The organism is Pseudoxanthomonas sp. USHLN014, from assembly GCF_037153335.1.
GTDB lineage: Bacteria > Pseudomonadota > Gammaproteobacteria > Xanthomonadales > Xanthomonadaceae > Pseudoxanthomonas_A > Pseudoxanthomonas_A winnipegensis.
The window spans coordinates 753337-774504 of the sequence record NZ_JBBCKO010000001.1 but is presented as its reverse complement, the minus strand read 5'-3'; the positions used below and the strand labels follow the sequence as shown (position 1 = coordinate 774504).

At 68.9% G+C, this 21168-nt stretch carries 13 protein-coding genes; 5 read left to right on the top strand and 8 right to left on the bottom strand.

Features of this window, described 5'->3' with window-relative positions:
* Positions 1–20: 20 nt before the first annotated feature.
* Positions 21–1169 (top strand): acyl-CoA dehydrogenase family protein, encoded by a 1149-nt coding sequence (locus tag WFQ05_RS03515; protein WP_337052651.1) that lies wholly within the window; start codon positions 21–23, stop codon positions 1167–1169.
* A 402-nt stretch (positions 1170–1571) separates the two neighbouring features.
* Here WFQ05_RS03515 and WFQ05_RS03510 read toward each other — a convergent pair whose 3' ends face one another.
* From WFQ05_RS03510 to WFQ05_RS03500, 3 genes are read right to left on the bottom strand one after another with little or no spacing between them, the layout of a single operon-like run.
* Positions 1572–4781, bottom strand: coding sequence for a multidrug efflux RND transporter permease subunit (locus WFQ05_RS03510; protein ID WP_130522671.1), 3210 nt, complete (start codon positions 4779–4781; stop codon positions 1572–1574).
* Positions 4782–4793: 12 nt separating this feature from the next.
* Positions 4794–6032 (bottom strand): efflux RND transporter periplasmic adaptor subunit, encoded by a 1239-nt coding sequence (locus WFQ05_RS03505; RefSeq protein ID WP_337052650.1) that lies wholly within the window; start codon positions 6030–6032, stop codon positions 4794–4796.
* A 55-nt stretch (positions 6033–6087) separates the two neighbouring features.
* Positions 6088–6717, bottom strand: a complete 630-nt coding sequence (locus WFQ05_RS03500; RefSeq protein WP_337052649.1) for a TetR/AcrR family transcriptional regulator — start codon at positions 6715–6717, stop codon at positions 6088–6090.
* A 306-nt stretch (positions 6718–7023) separates the two neighbouring features.
* On the opposite strand from WFQ05_RS03500, the gene WFQ05_RS03495 reads away from it, so the two are divergent.
* From WFQ05_RS03495 to WFQ05_RS03485, 3 genes are all read left to right on the top strand, one after another.
* Entirely contained in the window at positions 7024–12093 is a 5070-nt protein-coding gene (locus WFQ05_RS03495) for an NAD-glutamate dehydrogenase domain-containing protein (RefSeq protein WP_337052648.1), read from the top strand.
* A 117-nt stretch (positions 12094–12210) separates the two neighbouring features.
* Positions 12211–12978 carry an NAD kinase gene (locus tag WFQ05_RS03490; RefSeq protein ID WP_130518151.1) on the top strand — a complete coding sequence of 256 codons (768 nt, stop codon included), beginning with the start codon at positions 12211–12213 and terminating at the stop codon, positions 12976–12978.
* 137 nt (positions 12979–13115) lie between these two features.
* Entirely contained in the window at positions 13116–14069 is a 954-nt protein-coding gene (locus WFQ05_RS03485; protein ID WP_130522667.1) for a 5'-nucleotidase, read from the top strand.
* Positions 14070–14153: 84 nt separating this feature from the next.
* On the opposite strand, the gene WFQ05_RS03480 is transcribed toward WFQ05_RS03485, so the two are convergent.
* Positions 14154–14693 (bottom strand): DUF2939 domain-containing protein, encoded by a 540-nt coding sequence (locus tag WFQ05_RS03480; protein ID WP_337052647.1) that lies wholly within the window; start codon positions 14691–14693, stop codon positions 14154–14156.
* A gap of 152 nt (positions 14694–14845) precedes the next feature.
* On the opposite strand from WFQ05_RS03480, the gene WFQ05_RS03475 reads away from it, so the two are divergent.
* Complete coding sequence (locus WFQ05_RS03475; RefSeq protein ID WP_337052646.1) at positions 14846–15823, top strand: DUF2268 domain-containing putative Zn-dependent protease; 978 nt, start codon at positions 14846–14848, stop codon at positions 15821–15823.
* A 13-nt stretch (positions 15824–15836) separates the two neighbouring features.
* Here WFQ05_RS03475 and WFQ05_RS03470 read toward each other — a convergent pair whose 3' ends face one another.
* From WFQ05_RS03470 to WFQ05_RS03455, 4 genes are all read right to left on the bottom strand, one after another.
* The gene (locus WFQ05_RS03470; RefSeq protein ID WP_337052644.1) at positions 15837–16523 is read right to left on the bottom strand and encodes a DUF2461 domain-containing protein; all 687 of its coding nucleotides are present in this window, start codon (positions 16521–16523) and stop codon (positions 15837–15839) included.
* 66 nt (positions 16524–16589) lie between these two features.
* Entirely contained in the window at positions 16590–18032 is a 1443-nt protein-coding gene (sbcB, locus tag WFQ05_RS03465) for an exodeoxyribonuclease I (protein ID WP_337052643.1), read from the bottom strand.
* 68 nt (positions 18033–18100) lie between these two features.
* Positions 18101–19345: a carbohydrate porin gene (locus WFQ05_RS03460; RefSeq protein WP_337052642.1), complete on the bottom strand. Its 1245-nt coding sequence runs from the start codon at positions 19343–19345 to the stop codon at positions 18101–18103.
* A gap of 96 nt (positions 19346–19441) precedes the next feature.
* A complete protein-coding gene (locus tag WFQ05_RS03455) occupies positions 19442–21145 on the bottom strand; it encodes a fructose-specific PTS transporter subunit EIIC (RefSeq protein ID WP_337052640.1) in 1704 nt (567 codons plus the stop codon).
* Positions 21146–21168 lie beyond the last annotated feature (23 nt).

Below are 21168 nucleotides of genomic sequence, written 5' to 3'. Positions count from 1 at the left end.
CCAATGGGAGGGGAACGACCGTGGATTTCGGATACACCGACGAGCAGCTGATGATCCAGGATGTGGCCCGCCGCATCGCTCAGGAAAAGATCGCGCCCAGCGCCGAGCACTTCGACAAGACCGGCGAGTTCCCGCTGGAGAACATCCGGCTGCTGGGCGAGAACGGCCTGATGGGCATCGAGGTGCCGGACGAGTACGGCGGCGCCGGCATGGACCCGATCAGCTACGTGCTGGCGATGATCGAGGTGGCGGCCGGCGACGGCGCGCACTCGACCATCATGTCGGTCAACAACTCGCTGTACTGCACCGGCCTTTTGAAGTTCGGCAGCGAGGAACAGAAGCAGACCTATGTGCGCGCCATCGCCGACGGCAGCCAGATCGGCGCCTTCGCCCTGACCGAGCCGCAGTCCGGCTCGGATGCCACGGCCATGCGCTGCCGCGCGGTGCGGCAGGCCGACGGCAGCTTCGTGATCAACGGCAAGAAGAGCTGGATCACCTCGGGGCCGGTGGCCAAGTACATCGTGCTGTTCGCCATGACCGACCCGGACAAGGGCGCGCGCGGCATCACCGCCTTCATCGTCGACACCGACAGGGCGGGCTTCCACCGCGGCAAGACCGAGCCCAAGCTCGGCATCCGCGCCTCGGCCACCTGCGAGATCGAGTTCGCCGACTACGTGGCCCAGCCAGCCGAGGTGATCGGCGAGGAAGGGCAGGGCTTCAAGATCGCCATGGGCGTGCTGGACGCCGGCCGCATCGGCATCGCCTCGCAGGCCATCGGCATCGCCCGCGCCGCCTACGAGAAGACCGTCGAGTACGTGAAGGAGCGCAAGGCCTTCGGCGCGCCGATCGGCACCTTCCAGATGACCCAGGCCAAGATCGCCGACATGAAGTGCAAGCTGGACGCTTCGCTGTTGCTGACCCTCCGCGCCGCGTGGCTCAAGGGCCAGGGCAAGCCCTTCAGCAGCGAGGCGGCCATCGCCAAGCTCACCGCCTCGGAGGCGGCGATGTGGATCACCCACCAGGCCGTGCAGATCCATGGCGGCATGGGGTACTCCAAGGAGATGCCGCTGGAGCGCTACTTCCGCGACGCCAAGATCACCGAGATCTACGAGGGCACCAGCGAGATCCAGCGCCTGGTGATCGCGCGCGCGGAGACCGGGCTGCGCTGAAAGCCGCGCGGGGTGCTGGCCGCCCCGGGCGTGCCGGCGGCTTTGCATTTGCAATCGGCACCAACGCTCCTACCGTCGTTCCCGCGCACGCGGGAACCCAGGGACTTTCGCGCGGACAGGCGCAAGGCACTGGATTCCCGCGTTCGCGGGAATGACGGGTCAGGTTGATGCTTGCTGACTCAAAATTCAGGAATCACGTGCGGCGCCTTTCACAAGAGAGAGGCCTGCCGCTTGGCACCGCTGTGGGAGCCGCCATCGCGGCGATGAAGCTTTCCCGGTAAAGCCCCTCGCCGCCATGGCGGCTCCCACCAAGCAAGACCGACCCCAAGCAACACCCAGCCCCAAGCAAGAAGCCCCGGCATCACCGGGGCTTCTTGCGTTTCAGGACCTCAAGGAAAGCGATCAGTGACCGCCGTGCCCCTGCGGGGTGTCCTGACGCGGCGGCTGGCCGTCCTGCCCGCCGTCCTGGTGCGAGGCCAGGTATTCCTTGGAGGGCTCGTCCATCTTGTCGCCCAGCAGGCGCCGCACCACGATGAAGAACATCGGGATCAGCAGCAGGCCCAGCACCGTGGCGAACACCATGCCGCCGATCACGCCGGTGGAGATGGCGTGGCGCGCGTTGGCGCCGGCGCCGCTGGACAGGGCCATCGGCACCACGCCCATGATGAAGGCGAAGGAGGTCATCAGGATCGGGCGCATGCGCAGGTGCGCGGCGTTGACGATGGCGTCGTGCAGCGTGCGGCCCTGCGCGCGTTCCATCACCGCGAACTCCACGATCAGGATCGCGTTCTTCGCCGCCAGGCCGATCACGGTGATCAGGCCGATCTGGAAGAAGATGTCGTTGGACAGGCCGCGCAGCATGGTGAAGGCCAGCGCGCCCAGGGCGCCCAGCGGCACCACCAGCAGCACCGAGACCGGGATCGACCAGCTCTCGTACAGCGCCGCAAGGCACAGGAACACCACCACCAGCGACAGCACCAGCAGCAGGGTCTGGCTGTTTCCGGCCAGGATTTCCTGGTAGCTCATGCCCGACCAGTCGAAGCCGAAGCCGGCCGGCAGCTTGTCGCGCACGATGCCTTCCATGGTGGCCATGGCCTGGCCCGAGGAGCTGCCCGGCGCCGGCGAACCGTTGATGTTGACCGCCGAATAGCCGTTGTAGCGCGCCAGCGACGGCGGCAGCGAGGCCCAGCTGGTCGACACCACGTTGGACAGCGGGATCATCGACGGATTGCCCTGCGCATCGCTCTCGGTGCTGCTGGGCACGTAGAACTGCTCCAGCGACTCAGGACCGGTGCGGAAGGGCGCGTCGGCACGCATGTTCACGCGCTTGATGCGGCCACCGTAGAAGAAGTCGTTGACGTACACCGGCGCCAGCATCAGCTGGATCGAGGTGTAGATGTCGCTGACCGACAGGCCCATCGACTGCGCCTGCACGCGGTCGACCTTCAGCTGCAGCTGCGGGGCGTTCTCCAGCGTGTTGGGGCGCACCTGCATCAGCGACTTGTCCTGCGAGGCGATGCCCAGCAGCTGGTTGCGCGCGGCCATCAGCGCATCCTGGCCGGCGCCGGTGCGGTCCTGCAGCCACATGTCGAAGCCGCCGAACTGGCCCAGGCCCTGGATGGTCGGCAGGTTGACCACGAAGATCTGCGCGCCCTTGATGCCCTGCAGTGCGCCGTTGGCCTGGCCGATGAACTGCGTGGCCACCGGGCGATCGTCCCAGGGCTTGAGGCGGATGAAGGCCATGCCCACGTTCTCGCCCTGGCCCAGGAAGCTGAAGCCGGTGATCTGCATCATGCCTTCGAAGCCATCCAGCTTGCCCAGCGTGCCGCGGATCTGGTCCATGACCTCGTTGGTCTTCTGCATCGGCGTCCCCGGCGGGGTCTGCACGATGGCCAGTGCGTAGCCCTGGTCTTCCTCGGGGACGAAGCTGGTGGGGATGCGCGTGAACAGGAAGCCGGTCAGCACCACCAGCACGGCGAACAGCAGCATCCAGCGCGGCGCGTGGCGCACCTGCCGGCCGATCATCCCCACATAGCCCTTCTCGGTCTTGCCGTAGTACTTCTCGAAGGTGCGGAAGACGATGTTCTTCTTCTTCTCGTGGCTGTTCTCATCGTGCTGCTTGAGGAAGCTGGCGCACAGCGAAGGGGTGAAGCCCAGCGCCAGGAACGCCGAGAAGCCCATCGAGATGGCGATGGTCAGCGCGAACTGCTTGTAGATCTCGCCCGAGGCGCCGCCCTGCAGGGCCGACGGGATGAACACGGCCGCCAGCACCACGGTGATGGCCACCACCGCGCCGGTGATCTGCTCCATCGCCTTGATCGTGGCCTCGCGCGGCGGGAGCTTCTCCTCGGCCATGATGCGCTCGACGTTCTCGATTACCACGATCGCATCGTCCACCACGATGCCGATCGCCAGCACCATGGCGAACATGGTCAGCTGGTTGATGGTGAAGCCGATGATGTCCAGGCCCATGAAGGTGCCCAGCAGCGCCACCGGGATCACCAGGGTGGGGATGATCGTCGCGCGGAAGTTCTGCAGGAAGATCAGCATCACCAGGAAGACCAGGATGATGGCCTCGATCAGCGTGTGGACCACTTCCTCGATGGAGATCTTGACGAAGGTGGTGGTCTCGTACGGCGTGAACCAGGTGACGCCCGGCGGGAAGCTGGCCGCCAGGTCGTTCATCTTGGCCTCGACCGCCTCGTACACGCTCAGCGCGTTGGCGCCGGGCAGCAGCTGGATGGCGAAGGCGCCGACCGGCTTGCCGTTGTACTTGGTGTCAAAGCCGTAGTTCTGCGCGCCGAAGGCCACACGCGCCACGTCCTTCAGGCGCACGGTCGCACCGTCGTTGTCCGCGCGCAGGATGATGTTCTCGAACTGCTCGGGCTCGGTGAAGCGCCCCTCGGCCGAGACCGTGACCTGGAAGGCCTGGCCTTCCGGCGCCGGGTCCGAGCCCATCGAGCCGGCGGCGAACTGCACGTTCTGCGCCTTGACCGCCGCCAGCACCTGGCTGGCGGACATGTTGTAGCCCTGCAGCTTCAGCGGATCCAGCCAGATGTTCATGGCGTACTCGGAACCGAAGTGCTGGGTGCTGCCCACGCCCGGCACGCGCGAGATCTGGTCGAGCACGCGCGAGGCGATGATGTCGTTGAGGTGGTTGCGGTCGATCGAGGCGTTCTCGGACTGCACGCCGACCACCATCAGGAAGCCGGCGTTGGCCTTGGCCACCACCACGCCCTGCGCGGTCACCTCACTGGGCAGGCGCGGCTGGGCCAGCGACACCTTGTTCTGCACCTGCACCTGGGCGATGTCCGGATTAGTGCCGGTCTCGAAGGTCAGGGTGATCGTGGCGCGGCCCGAAGAGCTGGACGTCGAGCTGAAGTACAGCAGGTTGTCGATGCCGGTCAGCTGCTGCTCGATCACCTGGGTGACCGAGCGTTCGGTGGTGCTCGCGCTGGCGCCGGGGTAGGTCGCCTGCACCGTGATCTGCGGCGGCGCCACGTTGGGGTAGGACTCGATACCCATATTGAGGATCGAGATCACGCCGGCCAGCGAGATCAGGATCGCGACGACCCAGGCGAAGACCGGGTGATTGATGAAGAACTTGGGCATGGGGGTGAATCCTTACTTGGCCTGGTCTTGCGCAGGCTGCTGGGTGTCGCCCTGCTTGGCGTCGGCGCCCGCGGCGGCGGGCTGCTGGGGCTTGCCGCCGGCCTGCTGCTGGCTCGCCGCCAGGGCCTGCGCGTAGGGCACGGCCTTGACCTGGCCGCCTTCCTTGGCCTTCTGCAGGCCGACGCCGATCACGCGGTCGCCGGTCTTCAGGCCGCCGGTGACGACCCACTTGTGGTCCACCGAGGTGGTTTCCATCTGCACGTCCTTGCGCACGACCTTGCCGTCGGCACCGACGACCAGGGCGTAGGCGCCGTTGGTGTCGCGCTGGATGGCCTCCTGCGGCACCAGGTACACGCCGCTGCGCGTGCCCAGGTCGGCCTCGACGGTGACGAAGCTGCCGGGCAGCAGCGCCTTGTCGGGGTTGGGCACGGTGGCGCGCAGCGAGACCGTGCCGGTGGCCTGGTCGACCACCACGTCGGAGAAGCCCAGCGTGCCGACCTGGTTGTAGACCTGGCCGTTGGGAAGCTTGATCTTGACCTTGGTGTCCTTGGTGTCGGTCAGGCTGACGCTGCCCTGGCCCTGGGCCTGGCGCAGCGACTGCAGCTCGGAGGAACTCATGGTGAAGTTGACGTAGAGCGGATCGATCTGGTCCACGGTGGTCAGCAGGGTCACGCCCTCGGCGCCGACCAGCGCGCCCTCGGTGACCTGCTGCTTGCCGGCGCGGCCGGAGATCGGCGCGGTGACGTTGGCATAGCCCAGGTTGATCTGGGCGTTGGTCACCGCGGCCTTGGCCTGCTGCAGGGCGGCCGCGGCGCTGCGCTCGGCGGCCTCGGCGTCGTCCAGGTCGGACTGGGACACGTACTGCTGCGGGGCCAGCTTGCGGGCACGCTCGGCGGCGATGTGCGCGTTGGTGTAGGTGGCCTGGGCCGAGGCCTGCTGGCCCTGGGCCGAGCTGAGGTCGGCCTGCAGCGGCGCCGGGTCGATCTTGAACAGCACCTGGCCTTCCTTCACGTCGGTGCCTTCCTCGTAGACGCGCTTGAGCAGCACGCCGGGCACGCGGGCACGCACGTCGGCGCTTCGCACCGGCGCCAGGCGACCGCTGAGCGCGCGGGTCAGCGGCACGCTGGTCGGCTGCACGTCGATCACGCCCACTTCCGGCGGCGGCGGAGCCTGCTGCTCCTCCTTCTTGCAGGCGGCCAGGGCCAGCATGAGAGCGAGGCTGAGCAGGAGCGGGCGGGTTGGGGCGGTCATGGGAGAGGGCTCCGGAAAAACTGAAGGGTGGTGAGGTGGCAGGAAGTGGGCAGCGCTAGCAGCGGCGGCGGGCGGCATGTGCGTCGGGCGCGAAGGCGCGCAGGAAGGCGTCGACCGACCGGCTCGCCCAGGCGCGGCGCGCGGCGGGCAATCGCTGCGGCTCGGCGAAGCGCACGCGCTCCAGGTCCAGACCGAGCAGCATGCCGAACAGCAGTTCGGCCGACGCGTGCGGATCGTCATGCCTCAGCAGGCCGGCCTGCATGGCCTGGGACAGCCACTGGGCCAGATGCTGATGCAGGCGCTCGCCGCCATCGCGCCAGATGCCGCGGGCTTCGTCGGGGAACTGCGGCGACTCGGCGCTGAACAACCGACAGGCCGCGACCACGTCGGGCTCGGCCAGCCGCTCGAGATATTCCTCGGCGAAGGCCAGCAGCGGCGCACGCACGCCATCCTCGAAACTTCCCAGCCGCGCGGTGGTCAGCTGCAACTGCTCGTGCATCAGATCCCGCAACAGCGCGTGCTTGCTGCCGAACTGCGAATACAGCGTCTGCTTGGAGCAGCCAGCGCGCTGGGCGAGCGCATCCATGCTCACGCGAAAACCTTGCTCGGCCATCAGGGCGCGCATGGCAGTAAAGACCCGCTGGCGTCGCTCGGCTGCGGTCGGAGTGGCGTCAGACAGGCTCATGGGGGCTGGACTATACCGTCCAGTTCAGAATTTGAATACCCCGAAAATGCGGTCGCGACGCGGTTTATCCGCGCTTGTGAAGATCAAGTGATGAGGCGGTGACGGGATCGACATGCAATGACCGTTTATCCGCGCGTCGAGCAAACGCGTCAGCGCCTGACGCACGGCTTCCAAGGCTTGCAAACGCGCTGGAAGTGTGAGCAATCGGCATGCGCTCAAGTCGATTGATCATGATGCCGCGCAACACGAAGGTTTAAGAGAGCAGGCCTACAATGCGCGATTAACTTCCTCGATGTAAGCGACTGTATGAGCACCACCGGCAGCAGGCTCCGCAATAAATCCGCTTCGACCTCCAAGGCCGCCTCGGCCCCGCCCTCAGGCAAGTCCAGCAGCAAGCCCGCCAAGGCCATCGCGCCGTCGGCCAAGCCAGTTTCCGCAACCCCGCCCAAGACGCGCGCTACTAAGGCCGGCGCATCCGCCGCCGCGTTCTCGCTGCAGCCCATCCACGACGCCTTGAAGACGCTGGTGCCCAGCGCCAAGCGCGAGCAGGCCAAGGTCTTCGCCGATGCCTTCTACCGGCGCATGGAGCAGGACGAGTTCCCGCACCACAGCGCGCAGGGCTGGGCCGCGATGGCGGTGGACATGCTGGAGTTCGCGCGCGTGCGCAAGCCCGGCACCGCGAACGTGCGCGTGTTCAACGCCAGCGCCAAGGCCAATGGCTGGGAGTCCTCGCACTCGGTGCTGCAGATCGTCAACGACGACATGCCTTTCCTGGTCGATTCGGTGAGCATGGCCCTGGCCGGCATGGGCGTGGGCGTGCATGTGCTGGGCCATCCGGTGGTGCGCTTCGAGCGCGACAAGTCGGGCAAGGCCACGGCGGTGGGCGAGGGCAAGGCCGAGTCGCTGATGATGCTGGAGATCGACCGCCAGCCGGCCGAGGCGATGCCGCGCATCGAGGCCGAGATCCGCCGCGTGCTGGCCGAGGTGCGTCAGATCGTCGGCGACTGGAGCGCGATGCGCGAGAAGATGCTGGCCGTGGCCGAGGACCTGGCCACGCGCCGCATGCCGGTCTCCGATGGCATGCGCCGCGAGACGCAGGAATTCCTGCAGTGGGCCGCCAACGACCACTTCACCTTCTTCGGCTATCGCGAGTACCGCGTGCAGAAGCAGGGCGGCGAGGAAGTGCTGGTGCCGCAGGAGGACACCAGCCTGGGCCTGATGCGGGGCCATGCCTCGGGCAAGCCGCGCGCGGTGCGCTCGCTGGCCGCCAACCTGCTCAACGAGGCCGGCGAAGCCGAGGCGATGATCCTGACCAAGACCAATGCGCGCGCCACGGTGCATCGCAAGGGTTACATGGACTACATCGGCGTGCTGTCCTTCGACGCCAACGGCCGCATCACCGGCGAGCAGCGCTTCCTGGGCCTGTTCACCTCCAGCGCCTACAACCGCCGCCCGTGGGAGATCCCGCTGGTGCGCGAGCGCCACGAGCACGTCATGCGCCAGTCCGGCCTGTCGCCCAACAGCCATAGCGGCAAGGCGCTGCGCCATATCCTGGAGACGCTGCCGCGCGAGGAACTGTTCCAGTCGCGCCAGGACGAGCTGGCGCGCACCGCGATGGGCATCCTGGGCCTGCAGGAGCGCGTGCGCAGCAAGCTGTTCCTGCGCCGCGATCGCTACGGGCGTTTCTGGTCGGCGCTGGTGTACGTGCCGCGCGACCGCTTCAACACCCAGTTGCGCCTGCGCATCGAGACGCTGATGAAGGAGGCCCTGCACGGCGACGCGGTCGACACCACCGTGCAGCTGGGCGAATCGCCGCTGGCGCAGCTGCACCTGACCGTGCGCCCGCGCCCGGGCGAGGAAGTCAGCGTCGATGCGGCCGAGCTGGAGTCGCGCCTGTCGCATCTGCTGCGCAACTGGCAGGACGACCTGCGCGAGACGCTGATCCAGCGCCACGGCGAGGCGCGCGGGCTGGCGCTGGCGTCCAGCTTCGGCCGGGCGCTGCCGCAGTACTACATCGAGAACGTCTCCACCGAACTGGCCGCCGACGACGTCGAGCGCCTGGCCCAGCTCAAGGACGCCGACGATCTGCGCCTGAGCCTGTACCGCTCGCCGCGACACCGTGCCGGCGAGGGCGCGCTGCGCCTGAATCTCTATCACCTGGGCATCGACATCCCGCTGTCCGACGCGCTGCCGCTGATGGAGAACATGGGCCTGCGCGTGATCTCCGAGCATCCCTTCCGCCTCGATCTGGACGGGCGTGTGGCCTACATCCAGGAGTTCGAGGTCGAGCCGGCCGGCGGCGACATCGACGTGGCCGCGCGCGCGGAGGATTTCGACGAGGCCTTCGCCCGCGTCTGGCGCGGCGATGCCGAGAACGACCGCTTCAACCGTCTGGTGCTGCGCGCCGGCCTGAGCTGGCGCCAGGTCGCGGTGCTGCGCGGCTACACCAAGTACCTGCTGCAGACCGGCGTGCCCTTCACCCAGGCCTCGGTCGAGGACACGCTGGGCCGCTACCCGCTGCTGGCCGCGCTGCTGGTGCGGCTGTTCGAGGTGCGCTTCGACCCGACGCTAGACGGCAAGGCCAAGGCGCGCGACAGCAAGCGTGCGCAAGAAGCGGCGCAGGCGCTGCTGGCCCTGGCCGACACCGCCGACGAGGACACGCACAAGGCGCTGCACGCCCTCGCACAGGCGGCCACCCAGTCGCGCGACGCGCAGACCGAGGCCGTGCATGCGGCCATGCTCAAGCTGCTCGACGGCGTCTCCAGCCTGGACGACGACCGCATCCTGCGCAGCCTGATGGGCACCATCGAGGCCACGCTGCGCACCAGCTACTACCAGTTCGACAAGGACGGCGCACCGGCGCACACGATCAGCTTCAAGTTCGATTCGGCCAAGGTGCCCGACCTGCCCAAGCCGCGCCCGTACCGCGAGATCTTCGTCTGCGGCCCGCGCGTGGAAGGCGTGCACCTGCGCTTCGGCGCGGTGGCGCGCGGCGGCCTGCGCTGGTCCGACCGCCGCGACGACTTCCGCACCGAGGTGCTGGGCCTGGTCAAGGCGCAGATGGTGAAGAACACGGTGATCGTGCCGGTCGGCGCCAAGGGCGGCTTCTACGTCAAGCAGTCGCCGGCCAGCGGCGAGCGCGACGCGGTCATGGCCGAGGGCATCGCCTGCTACAAGATGTTCATCCAGGGCCTGCTGGACATCACCGACAACATCGTCGGCGGCAAGATCGTGCCGCCGGTGGACGTGGTGCGCCACGACGCCGACGACCCGTACCTGGTGGTCGCCGCCGACAAGGGCACGGCCACCTTCTCCGATATCGCCAACGGCCTGGCCATCGACCACGGCTTCTGGCTGGGCGATGCCTTCGCCTCGGGCGGCTCGGTGGGCTACGACCACAAGGGCATGGGCATCACCGCCAAGGGCGCGTGGGAGTCGGTCAAGCGCCACTTCCGCGCCCTGGGCCGCGACTGCCAGACCCAGGACTTCACCGTGGTCGGCATCGGCGACATGTCCGGCGACGTGTTCGGCAACGGCATGCTGCTGTCCGAACACATCCGCCTGGTGGCCGCCTTCGATCACCGCCACATCTTCCTGGACCCCAACCCCGATGCGGCCAGGTCCTTCGCCGAGCGCGCGCGCATGTTCAAGCTGCCGCGCTCGTCCTGGGCCGACTACGACACCAAGCTGATCTCGGCCGGCGGCGGCGTGTTCCCGCGCACGCTCAAGACCATCCCGCTGAGCCCGCAGGTCAAGCAGGCGCTGGGGTTGGACGCGGGCATCGCCGCGCTGTCGCCGACCGAACTGCTCAGCGCCATCCTCAAGGCGCCGGTGGACCTGCTGTGGAACGGCGGCATCGGCACCTACGTCAAGTCCGCGCAGGAGAGCAATGCCGATGTCGGCGACCGCGCCAACAACGCGCTGCGCGTCAACGGCGGCCAGCTGCGCTGCAAGGTGGTGGGCGAGGGCGGCAACCTGGGCCTGACCCAGCTGGGCCGCATCGAGGCGGCGCAGAACGGCGTGCTGCTCAACACCGACTTCATCGACAACTCCGCCGGCGTGGACACCTCCGACCACGAGGTCAACATCAAGATCCTGCTCGACGGCGTGGTGCGGCAGAAGAAGCTCACCGAAGCGGCGCGCAACGCCCTGCTGGCCAGCATGACCGACGAGGTGGGCCAGCTGGTGCTGACCGACAACTACCGCCAGAACCAGGCGCTGAGCCTGATGGAGCGCATGAGCGTCTCGCGCCTGGGCTCCAAGCAGCATTTCGTACAGGTGCTGGAGGCGCGCGGCCTGCTGGACCGGCAGATCGAATACCTGCCCAGCGACGCCGAGTTCGCCGACCGCAAGGCGCGTGGGCTGGGCCTGACCCGGCCGGAGCTATCGGTGCTGCTGTCCTATTCCAAGCTGGTGGCCTTCGCCGAGCTGCTGCACACCGACATCCCCGAGGATCCGTACCTGTCCAAGGAGCTGCAGCGCTACTTCCCGCAGCCGCTGCAGAAGAAGTACGCCGCGCAGATGGAGCAGCACCGCCTCAAGCGCGAGATCATCGCCACCGCGGTGACCAACTCGACCATCAACCGCATGGGCGCCACCTTCCTGCTGCGCATGCAGGAGGACACCGGCCGCGACATCGGCGAGGTCGCCAAGGCCTACACCATCACCCGCGAGACACTGGACGCGCGGGCGCTGTGGGCGCAGATCGATGCCCTGGACGGCAAGGTGGCCGAGGCGGTGCAGATCGACGCCCTGCAGGTGATCTGGAAGCTGCAGCGCAGCTTCACCCGCTGGCTGCTGACCCGCAGCGGGCCGATTCCGGCCATCGCCACGGCGGTGGAGCGCTACCACGCCGGCTTCAACGACATCCGCGCGGCCGACGGCGTGCTGCCCGATTCGCTGCGCCCGGCCTACGAGGCCGCGCTGGCCGACTGGAAGGCCAAGGGCGTGCCCGATGCGCTGGCCGGCCAGCTGGCGGCCCTGCCGTACCTGGAGCCTTCGGCGGACATCATCGAACTGGCGCGTGCGCACAAGCTCTCGGCCGTCGCGGTGTCCAAGGTGTACTACCGCCTGGGCGACGCGCTGCACCTGCCGTGGCTGTTCGCGCAGATCGACGCGCTGCAGGTCGACGGCCGCTGGCATGCGGTGGCCCGTGGCGTGCTGCGCGACGAGCTCTCCGCCCACCTGCGCGCGATGACCGCGCAGGTGCTGGCCCTGCCCGGCGACAGCGCCGAGGCCAAGGTCGGGCGCTGGATGCAGCGCGACGATCCCACGCTGCGCTTCACCCGCTCCATGCTCGACGACATCGCCGCCCAGCGCACGCTGGACTACCCGACCGCCTCGGTCGCGGTGCAGCGCCTGTCGCAGCTGACCTGATCCAGGTGGTCTGAGAAAGGCACGCGGGGCCGGGTGGCGACACCTGGCCCCGCTTGTTTTTGCGTCGGTTGAAGACGCAACACGCGCCGCGGGCGGGCGCCGGGTATCCTTCACCGCATGACCGCGCCGCGCCTTGCCTTCCTCGCCAGCCATACCGAAGCCGCACAGCAGGCCCTGGCCGAACTGAGCCAGCGCTACGGCCAGCATGCCCCCGACCAGGCCGACATCCTGGTGCCCCTGGGCGGCGACGGCTTCATGCTGCAGACCCTCCACCGCCACGGCCTGCTCGGCAAGCCGGTGTTCGGCATGAAGCTGGGCACGGTCGGCTTCCTGATGAACCACCACCGCGACGACGATCTGCCCGCGCGCATCGCCGCGGCCGAGCCGACCAAGCTGCGCCCGCTGGAGATGCGCGCGCAGACCGAATCGGGCATCGAGGTGACCTCGCTGGCCTACAACGAGGTCTCGCTGCTGCGCCAGACCCGCCAGGCCGCGCAGCTGCGCGTGGATCTCAACGGCCAGACCCGCATCGAGGAGATGACCGGCGACGGCGTGCTGGTGGCCACGCCGGCCGGCAGCACGGCCTACAACTATTCCGCCCACGGCCCGATCCTGCCGCTTGGCAGCCACACCATCGCCCTGACCCCGATCGCGCCCTACCGCCCGCGGCGCTGGCGCGGGGCCATCCTCAAGGCCGACACCGAGGTGCGCATCCAGGTGCTGGACCCGTACAAGCGCCCGGTCAGCGCCACCGCCGATTCGCACGAGTTCCGCAACGTCACCGAAGTGACCATCCACGAATCGCGCACGCACACCGTGACCCTGCTGTTCGACCCGGAGCACAACCTGGAAGAGCGGATCCTGAGCGAACAGTTTCTGGTTTGAGGCGGGGGCCAGCGGCAAGGGCCCAGAGGCCAGAGCCCGCAAAAGCACCGCGACCGTTGGCAACTCGACCATTCGCAGCTACCAACCAAATCCTCCTGATCCCGAATCCCGAATCCCGAATCCCGAATCCCTGCTAGATGCCCGACAACAGCCCCCGCCTGCTCACCGTCGCCGTCACCTCGCGCGCCCTGTTCGACCTGGAGGAGAGCCACGCCCTGTGGCAGGCCGAAGGGCTGGACGCGTACGCCGCCTACCAGCGGGCGCACGAAGACGACGTGCTCGGGCCGGGCGTGGCCTTTACCGTGGTGCGCAAGCTGCTGGCGCTCAACCAGGGCGCGCCGGCCGATACGCCGCGCGTCGAGGTGATCCTGCTGTCGCGCAACTCGGCCGACACGGGCCTGCGCATCTTCAACTCGATCCAGCACTATGGCCTGGACATCGTGCGGGCCACCTTTACCGCCGGCGAGCCGACCTGGCCCTACATCAAGCCGTTCGGCACCGATCTGTTCCTCTCGGCCAACCCCGACTCGGTGCGCAGCGCGCTCAGCCACGGCATCGCCGCGGCCACCATCCTGCCCAAGCCGCCGGGCGAACGCGCCGAGGAGGCCGCCGCGGCGGCGGGCGAGTTGCCGGCGGGACGGCTGTCCAACCAGCTGCGCATCGCCTTCGACGGCGATGCGGTGATCTTCGGCGACGAGAGCGAACGCATCTCGCGCGAGCAGGGCGTGGAAGCCTTCGGCCGCCACGAGCAGGAGAAGGCGCGCGAACTGCTCTCCGGCGGCCCATTCCGCGGCTTCCTCGCCGCGCTGCATCAGCTGCAGGCCGCCTTCCCGCCCGGCGAGCACGCGCCGATCCGCACGGCCCTGGTCACCGCACGCTCCGCGCCGGCGCATGAGCGCGTGATCCGCACCCTGCGCGAGTGGGGCGTACGCCTGGACGAGGCGCTGTTCCTGGGCGGCCGGCACAAGGGCCCGTTCCTGGCCGCCTTCGGCGCCGACATCTTCTTCGACGACTCGCAACACAACATCGACAGCGCCCATCCGCACACCGCGGCGGGGCATGTGCCGCATGGGGTGGCGAACGAGAAGTGAGTGGAGAGGAGTGAGGAGGGAGTAGAAGCCGTGTTGGTGCTTTCGCTCTGCTCACTCCTCACTGCTCTTCGCTTACTCCTCGCCTCAAAGCGGCAACCTGATATCCGTCAGCTTCCACACCAGGCCCTGGCGCTCGAACACGAAGGTGATCGGGGCGCCGCTGTCGGTGTGGGTGGTGGCGGTGAAACGCGAGAGCGACGCGTAGTGGTGCTCGGCACCCTTGAGCGGTTCGGCCGGCGCGGGCGGGCCGTAGGTATCGCCGTTGACGGTGTCGTCGAGGGCGCGCTTCCAGACCGAACGTCCCTGCAGGAGCGCGGCGATGCCGGTCGGGGTGACCATGGCATCGACGCCGACGCCTGCCGCGCCGCCGGCCAGCGAGAGCGCCAGCGCGCCGAGAAAGCTGGACTGCGCGTCCACGCCGGCGGCGCGGACCATGCGGTCCTGCAGCTGCCCGCGCAGATTGAGGCGCAGGGTGGGAAAGTCGACGTAGCGGTCCAGCTTGCCGGTGTCCTGCTCGGCCAGTGCGTCGCGGATGCCGTGGATGGCGATGTACGGCCCGGCCGCGACGAAGCCGGCCAGCAGCAACAAGGCCAGCGAGGGCACAACCAGCATCCACTTTCGCATCGCGTTACCCGGCGCTTGGAGTGAGTTGAAGAATACAGAGCGCGGCAGGTAGGGCCGTCAAGGCACGTTGCGCGAAGGTCCTTAGGTCAGGCTTGTGATCGAGGGCGGCCGATGAAACCATGGGCCGGTTCCATGCGAACCCGGGGATCTGCATGTCGAAGATGGGGTGGGGACTGGTGCTGGCCTTGGCCTGCACCGGTGCGGCGACGGCGGCGGTGCCGGGTGGTCAACGGATCGAGGTCGTCGACCGCGATGTCGCACTGTTCTGGCAGGCCTACGATCAGGTCAAGGATCTTCCGGACCGGGCGCAGCAGATCCAGGTGCTGCAGACGACCTATCTGGATCGCGGCAGCCCGGGGCTGGCGGCCTTCGCGCTCGCCAAGGACTACGACGCGGCGACCTATGTCGATGCGATCCGCGCCTATCCGCGCTATTGGGACTCGGTGCGGCCTCGCACCGCCTTGGCCGGGGCGGCAATGGACAAGGTGCAGCACCACCTGCGGCGCTTCGCGCAGCTGTATCCGGCGCTGAAGCCGGCCGGCATCTACTTCGAGGTCGGCGCGCTGCGCTCTGCCGGCACCACGCAGGAGGACAAGGTCCTGATCGGCGTGGAGATGGCCACCGGCGATGAGCGCGTGGATCTGTCGCAGATGCCCGAACGCCTGCAGCGCTTCTTTCGCGGCTACTTCGCCAGCCGGCCGCTGGAGAACCTGGACCTGCTGGTGATCCACGAGACCGTGCACACGCAGCAGCGCGGCGCACGCGCCAGCCTGCTGGCCCAGGTGGTCTATGAGGGCGTCGCGGACTTCGTGGCCGAACAGGTGACCGGCCGCCTGCCGGACCTGCCTTACGTCGCCTACGGACCTGCGCATGACGCCGCGATTCGCACGGCCTTCCGCAAGGACATGGGCGGCAACGACTACAGCGCCTGGCTCTACAACAACACCGACAACGGCTTCGGCACCCGCGACCTGGGCTATTACGTCGGCTATGCCATCTGCCAAGCGAACTATCGCCGCAGCGCGGACAAGGCCAAGGCGCTGGCCGAGATGATCGAGCTCGATTATGCCGACGCCGCGGCCGTCCAGCGTTTCGTCGATGCCTCGGGCTACTTAGCGCAGGATTCCTAACGCGTCGGGACTTTCAGAACTCCAGGTCCAGCGCCGCGCACAGATAGTCCATGAACGGACCCAGCGCGGCCAGATCCGCGGCCAGGGTCTGGCGCAGCCGCGGCCCGGTCAGCGTCGCATCGTCCAGCGAGCGCCAGAACACGAAGTTCTTGTGCTTGAGATCTTCGATGAACTCGAACTCGGCCGGGAACCCGCGCGGCGCACGGCTGAGCATCTCCGATGCCTCGAACTCGAAGCGCTTGCGGAAGGCCGGCGCATGCGCGGCGGCCTTCCAGGTCATCGGGTTGTCGAAGATGAACTGCCGCAGCTTGCGCAAGGTGTCGGGCTCCGGATGCCACAGGCCGGCGCCGACGAAGCTCTCGCCCGGCTGCAGGTGCACATAGAACGAGGGCGCGGGCACCTGCTTGCGGCGCTCGTGGTACAGCCGCGCGCCCTGCCAGAGCTTGTAGGGCGACTTGTCGTTGGAGAAGCGCGCGTCGCGATAGATGCGGAACAGCGAACCGCCGACCGTCTTGGGGTCGGAGCGGAACTTGTCGCTGACCGCGGCCAGATCCGGCTGCAGGTCGGTCAGCAGGCGCAGGAACGGCTGGCGGACATGGTCCTCGTACTGCTGCTTGTGCGCGGCGAACCAGGTCTTGTCGTTGTGGCGTGCCAGCGCCTTGAGGAACTTGAAGCTGGCGTCGGAGAAATAGGGGCTCATGCAGCGAACGGGTCTCGGATCAGGCCGGCAGCGTGGCGGCCGGGCGGCTAAGGCGGCGTGCAGAGGTTACAGCCCGATCTGCAGTTCACGCCCCCAGACCTCCAGGCGGTCCAGTAGCACCTGCTTGGCGCCGTCGGTGGTGGGCTCGGCGCGCAGCTGCGCGATCTGGGCGAGATAGTCGTGCAGGCTCTGCTCGGCCAGCACGGTGCCCGGCGCCAGGCGGGCGCGGCGGTAGTCGTCCCAGCGTGCGCGTTCGGCGGCGTCGAGCGTGTCGGACCAGTTGCGTGCGCGATAGCGGAACAGCAGCTCCTGCAGCCGCCCATCCTTGAAGCCGAAGTCGCGCGTGCCCAGCTGCGCCGGCGGGGTGCCGCGCACCTCGGCCAGCTTGCGCCGCTCGCCCTCGGCCAGGAAGCCGTGGTACAGCGAGGCATCGGCGTCCGGGGTCTCCTGCGCGCGCTCGCTGGCGAACACCTGACGCACTTTCTCGGCCACCGCGGGCGCATGCGCGCGCAGCAGGTCGGCCTGGGCCTGCACGGCCTCGGGGACGATGCCCAGGCGCGCGAAGTCGTCCGCGCGCAGGTAGTGCCAGGGCACCAGGGCCGGGCAGCGGTTGAGGTGCACTTCCTTGAGCGGCACGCGGCGCACGTCCTCGGGCAGGTCGCCGCGCGGGGTATAGAGCCGGTCGGCGATGTCCTGCGCATCCAGGTCCAGCAGCGCCTGGGCATCGCCGTCCAGGTCGAGCACGATGATGCGGCTGTCGATGCGCGGATGGCGCGCCACCGGCAGCACCGGCGCGGCGCACAGGCGCTGGGCCGGATAGCGCTGCGAGACGTGCAGCAGCGGCGTCATCCCGACGGTATCCATCAGGCCGGCGGCGAAGCGCTTGTTGCGCAGCTGCAGCGCGTAGTCCCACAGGCGCGGCTGCGCGCGGCGCATGGCGCGGGCGATGCCGAGCGTGGCGCGTACGTCGGACATGGCCTCGTGCGCCTCGCCGACGCGCACGTCGTTGGCCAGGGCCAGGTGTTCGAGCTTGAACGAGGTGCCCTTGCCGTCCTCGCGCTGAGGCCATTGCACGCCCTCCGGGCGCAGCGCATGGAACAGCCGCGCCACGTCCAGCAGGTCCCAGCGGCAGTTGCCGCCACGCCACTCGCGCTCGTAGGGATCGAAGAAGTTGCGGAACAGCCCGTGGCGCACGAACTCGTCGTCGAAGCGCAGCGTGTTCCAGCCCAGCGTGCAGGTCTCCGGCCGCGCCATCTCCTCGAAGATGCGCGCCATCGCCTCGCACTCGCGCACCCCGTCGGCCAGCGCCTGCTGCGGGGTGATGCCGGTGATCAGCGTGGCGATGGGTGAGGGCAGCAGGTCGTCGGCCGGCTGCACGTAGAAGGTGACCGGGTCCTCGATCGGGTTCAGCGCCGCGTCGGTGCGCTGGGCGGCGAACTGGGCGATGCGCGTGCGGCGCGGGTCCTGACCGAAGGTCTCCAGGTCGTAGAAGAAGAAACTCTCAGCCATTGCGGATACGGCACGACGAACGGCCGCACAGTATGCCGCCGGCACACACCGGCGGCCGAGTGCCGCGCTTAGAGGCTGAGATCGAACCTCAGTCCCGCGACCCAGGCATTGGGCAGGTCCTGCAGGCGGCCCGGCGCGTTGAACTGGTCCGGATGCATCACGTAGTGCAGGCTGGGCGCGATGCGCAGGTGCGGGTTGATCGCAAAGCCGTAGCTCAGTTCCATCATCGTCTGGCCGCTTTGCGGGGTGCCGACGCCGCCGGCCGCGGCGCGGGCCAGGCGCAGGTTCTCCAGCGCCGCATCGCTGTACTGCTGGCGGGTGACCACCAGCGCGACATCGTCGTGCGGGCGGCTGGCGAAGGTGCCCTTGTGCACCAGGCCGGCCTGGGCGAACCAGTCTTCGATCAGCTGGCCCGAGGTGCCCTTGAGCACGGCGCCGAACAGGGTCAGCCCGTGCGTGGCGTCCGGCCCGCTGACCTGCTGCTCGAAGCGCGCGTACACGCCGGAGCGGCCATGCCGGCTGGCGTAGTCCTGGCCGCTCAGCACCGCCGGCGTGCCGGCCGCGTCGTACAGCGGATCGCGGTAGGGGGCGTTGTCCTGCCAGCCGCCCAGCTCGTACATCGCCTTGTGGCGCGCGTCGGCCGAGCTCTGCCAGCCCACCGCGTAAGGCACGATCCAGCCGGTCGCCTCGCGCGTGCTCCAGCGCAGACCGTGCTCACCGTCCTTGGCCTGGCTGGGGTCCACCTGGTAGGCGCCGACGTGCACGTAGACCTGCGGCGTCACCCAGGCCTTGGCGTCGGCCATCCAGCTGGAGACCGGCCACCAGGTGAAGCTGCTGGTGCGGAACACATAGGTCGGATTGCCGCAGGCCGAGTTGCCCTGGAAGTACTGGCACAGGTCCGAGCCCAGGAAGTGGATATTGGCCACGCTGCGACCGGCCTCGAGCACCAGGCGGTCGTCGAGCAGCTTCTGTTCCAGCGTCAGGTTGGCCAGGCGCGTGCCCTGGCCGCCGTAGATCTCCTGCACCGAAGTGCTGTTGCCCAGGCTGCTGTTGACCAGGTTGGTGCCATGCCGATTGATGACATAGGCCTTGAGCGTGGCGCCGGACCAGCCGAAGGCCTTGTCCAGATCGACGTCCACGCCAGCCATGGCCTGGCCCGCGTAGGCGCTGCCCGAACCCTCGCCGCCGCCGAGCATCGCGGCCGCCTCGCCGGTGTAGGACAGTTTGGGCGTCACCGCCTCCTGGGCATGGGCCAGGGGAGCAAGAGCCAGGGTGAGCGCGGCCGGCAGCACGCGATGGAGGAGGGTGGACATGCGTCGGGTTCCTGAGCAGGAGAACGGCGTGGGTGAGGACGCGCGGCTGCGGCGCCGCGCGAGGCAGTCGAAGCGAAGCGGGTCGGCGCGGGCGGGTCAGCTCTTGGCCACGACCGGCTTCTTGAACAGGCGCAGGGCCACGGCCGTGACGACCACGCCCACGACCAGGGCCAGCAGATAGGTGCCCAGGTGGGTCACCGCGTTCGGGATCGGCAGGACGAACACGCCGCCATGCGGCACCTTCAGCTCGGCGCCGGCCGCCATCGAGATCGCGCCGGCCACGGCCGAGCCGAGCACCAGGGCGGGGATGGTGCGCAGCGGATCGCGCGCGGCGTAGGGGATGGCGCCCTCGGTGACGAAGGCCAGGCCGAGCACGCCGGCCGCACCGGCGGTGCCGCGCTCCTCGGCGGTGAAGCGATTGCGGAACAGCCAGGTCGCCAGCGCGATGCCCAGCGGCGGGGTCATGCCGCCGATCATGGTCGCGGCCATCGGCGTATAGACCTGGCTGGAGATCAGCGCGGTCGAGAACGCGTAGGAGGCCTTGTTGACCGGTCCGCCCATGTCCACCGCCATCATCCCGCCCAGCAGCAGGCCCAGCAGGATGGCGCTGGTGCCCTGCATGCTGCGCAGCCATTCGGTCAGCCAGGTCAGCAGGTGCGCCACCGGCGTGCCGATCACGTACATCATCAGCAGGCCGACCAGCAGCGTGCCCAGCACCGGCAGGATCAGGACCGGCTTGAGGCCTTGCAGGCTGCGCGGCAGGCGCAGCACGCGGTTGATCCAGGCCACGCCGTAGCCGGCGACGAAGCCGGCCAGGATGCCGCCGATGAAGCCGGCGCCCATGTTCGCCGCAACCACGCCGCCGATCATGCCCGGCGCGATGCCCGGCCGGTCGGCGATGGAGTAGGCGATATAGCCGGCCAGCGCCGGCACCATCAGCAGGAAGCCGCCCTTGGCGCCGATCTGCAGCAGGCTCCAGGCCAGCGTGCCGCGATTGGCGTCGTCGCCGGCGTAGATGCCGCCGATGGCGAAGGCCAGCGCGATCAGCAGGCCGCCGGCGGTGACGAAGGGCAGCATGAACGACACGCCCGTCATCAGGTGCTTGTACGGACCGGCGCTCTTGGTCTTCTCGCTCGGCGCGGCCTGCTCGGCGCTGCCGGCCTGCACGCTGGCCTCGGCCAGCGCCTTGCGGATCAGTGCCTGGCCATCGTTGATGGCCGGCTTGGTGCCGCTCTTGAACACGCGCTTGCCGCCGAAGCGCGACAGCTCCACCTCGCGGTCGGCGGCGATCAGGACCACGTCGGCCTGGGCGATCTCCTCCGCGGTGAGCGTGTCCTGCGCGCCGACCGAGCCCTGGGTCTCCACGCGCAGGGGGTAGCCCAGCGCCGCGGCGGCCTGCTGCAGGCCCTCGGCGGCCATGAAGGTGTGCGCGATGCCGGTCGGGCAGGAGGTGATGGCGACGATGTGCTTGCTGGCCTGCGCGGCCGGCGCGGCGGCGGCTGCGCCGACCCAGCCGGCCAGCACGCCTTCGGGGTCGTCCAGCACCGCATCCAGGCCGACCTCGGTGATCGCGGCCTGGCCGAAGCGCGCGCGCTCGGCATCGCCGTCGCCGACCAGCAGCACGGCGCTGGCGCCGGCGCACGGCCCGGGCGGCAGCGCCCCGGTGATGCCCTGGTCGCTGCGGATCTCCACGGCCGGCTCCAGGCCGCGCTGACGCGCCGCCCGGCGCAGCGCCTCGGCGGCGAGGACCGCCTCGGTGCTGCGCGCGCCGGCAGCGATGACCACGATGGAAGCTTGCATGGGAGAACTCCTGGGACTCTGGG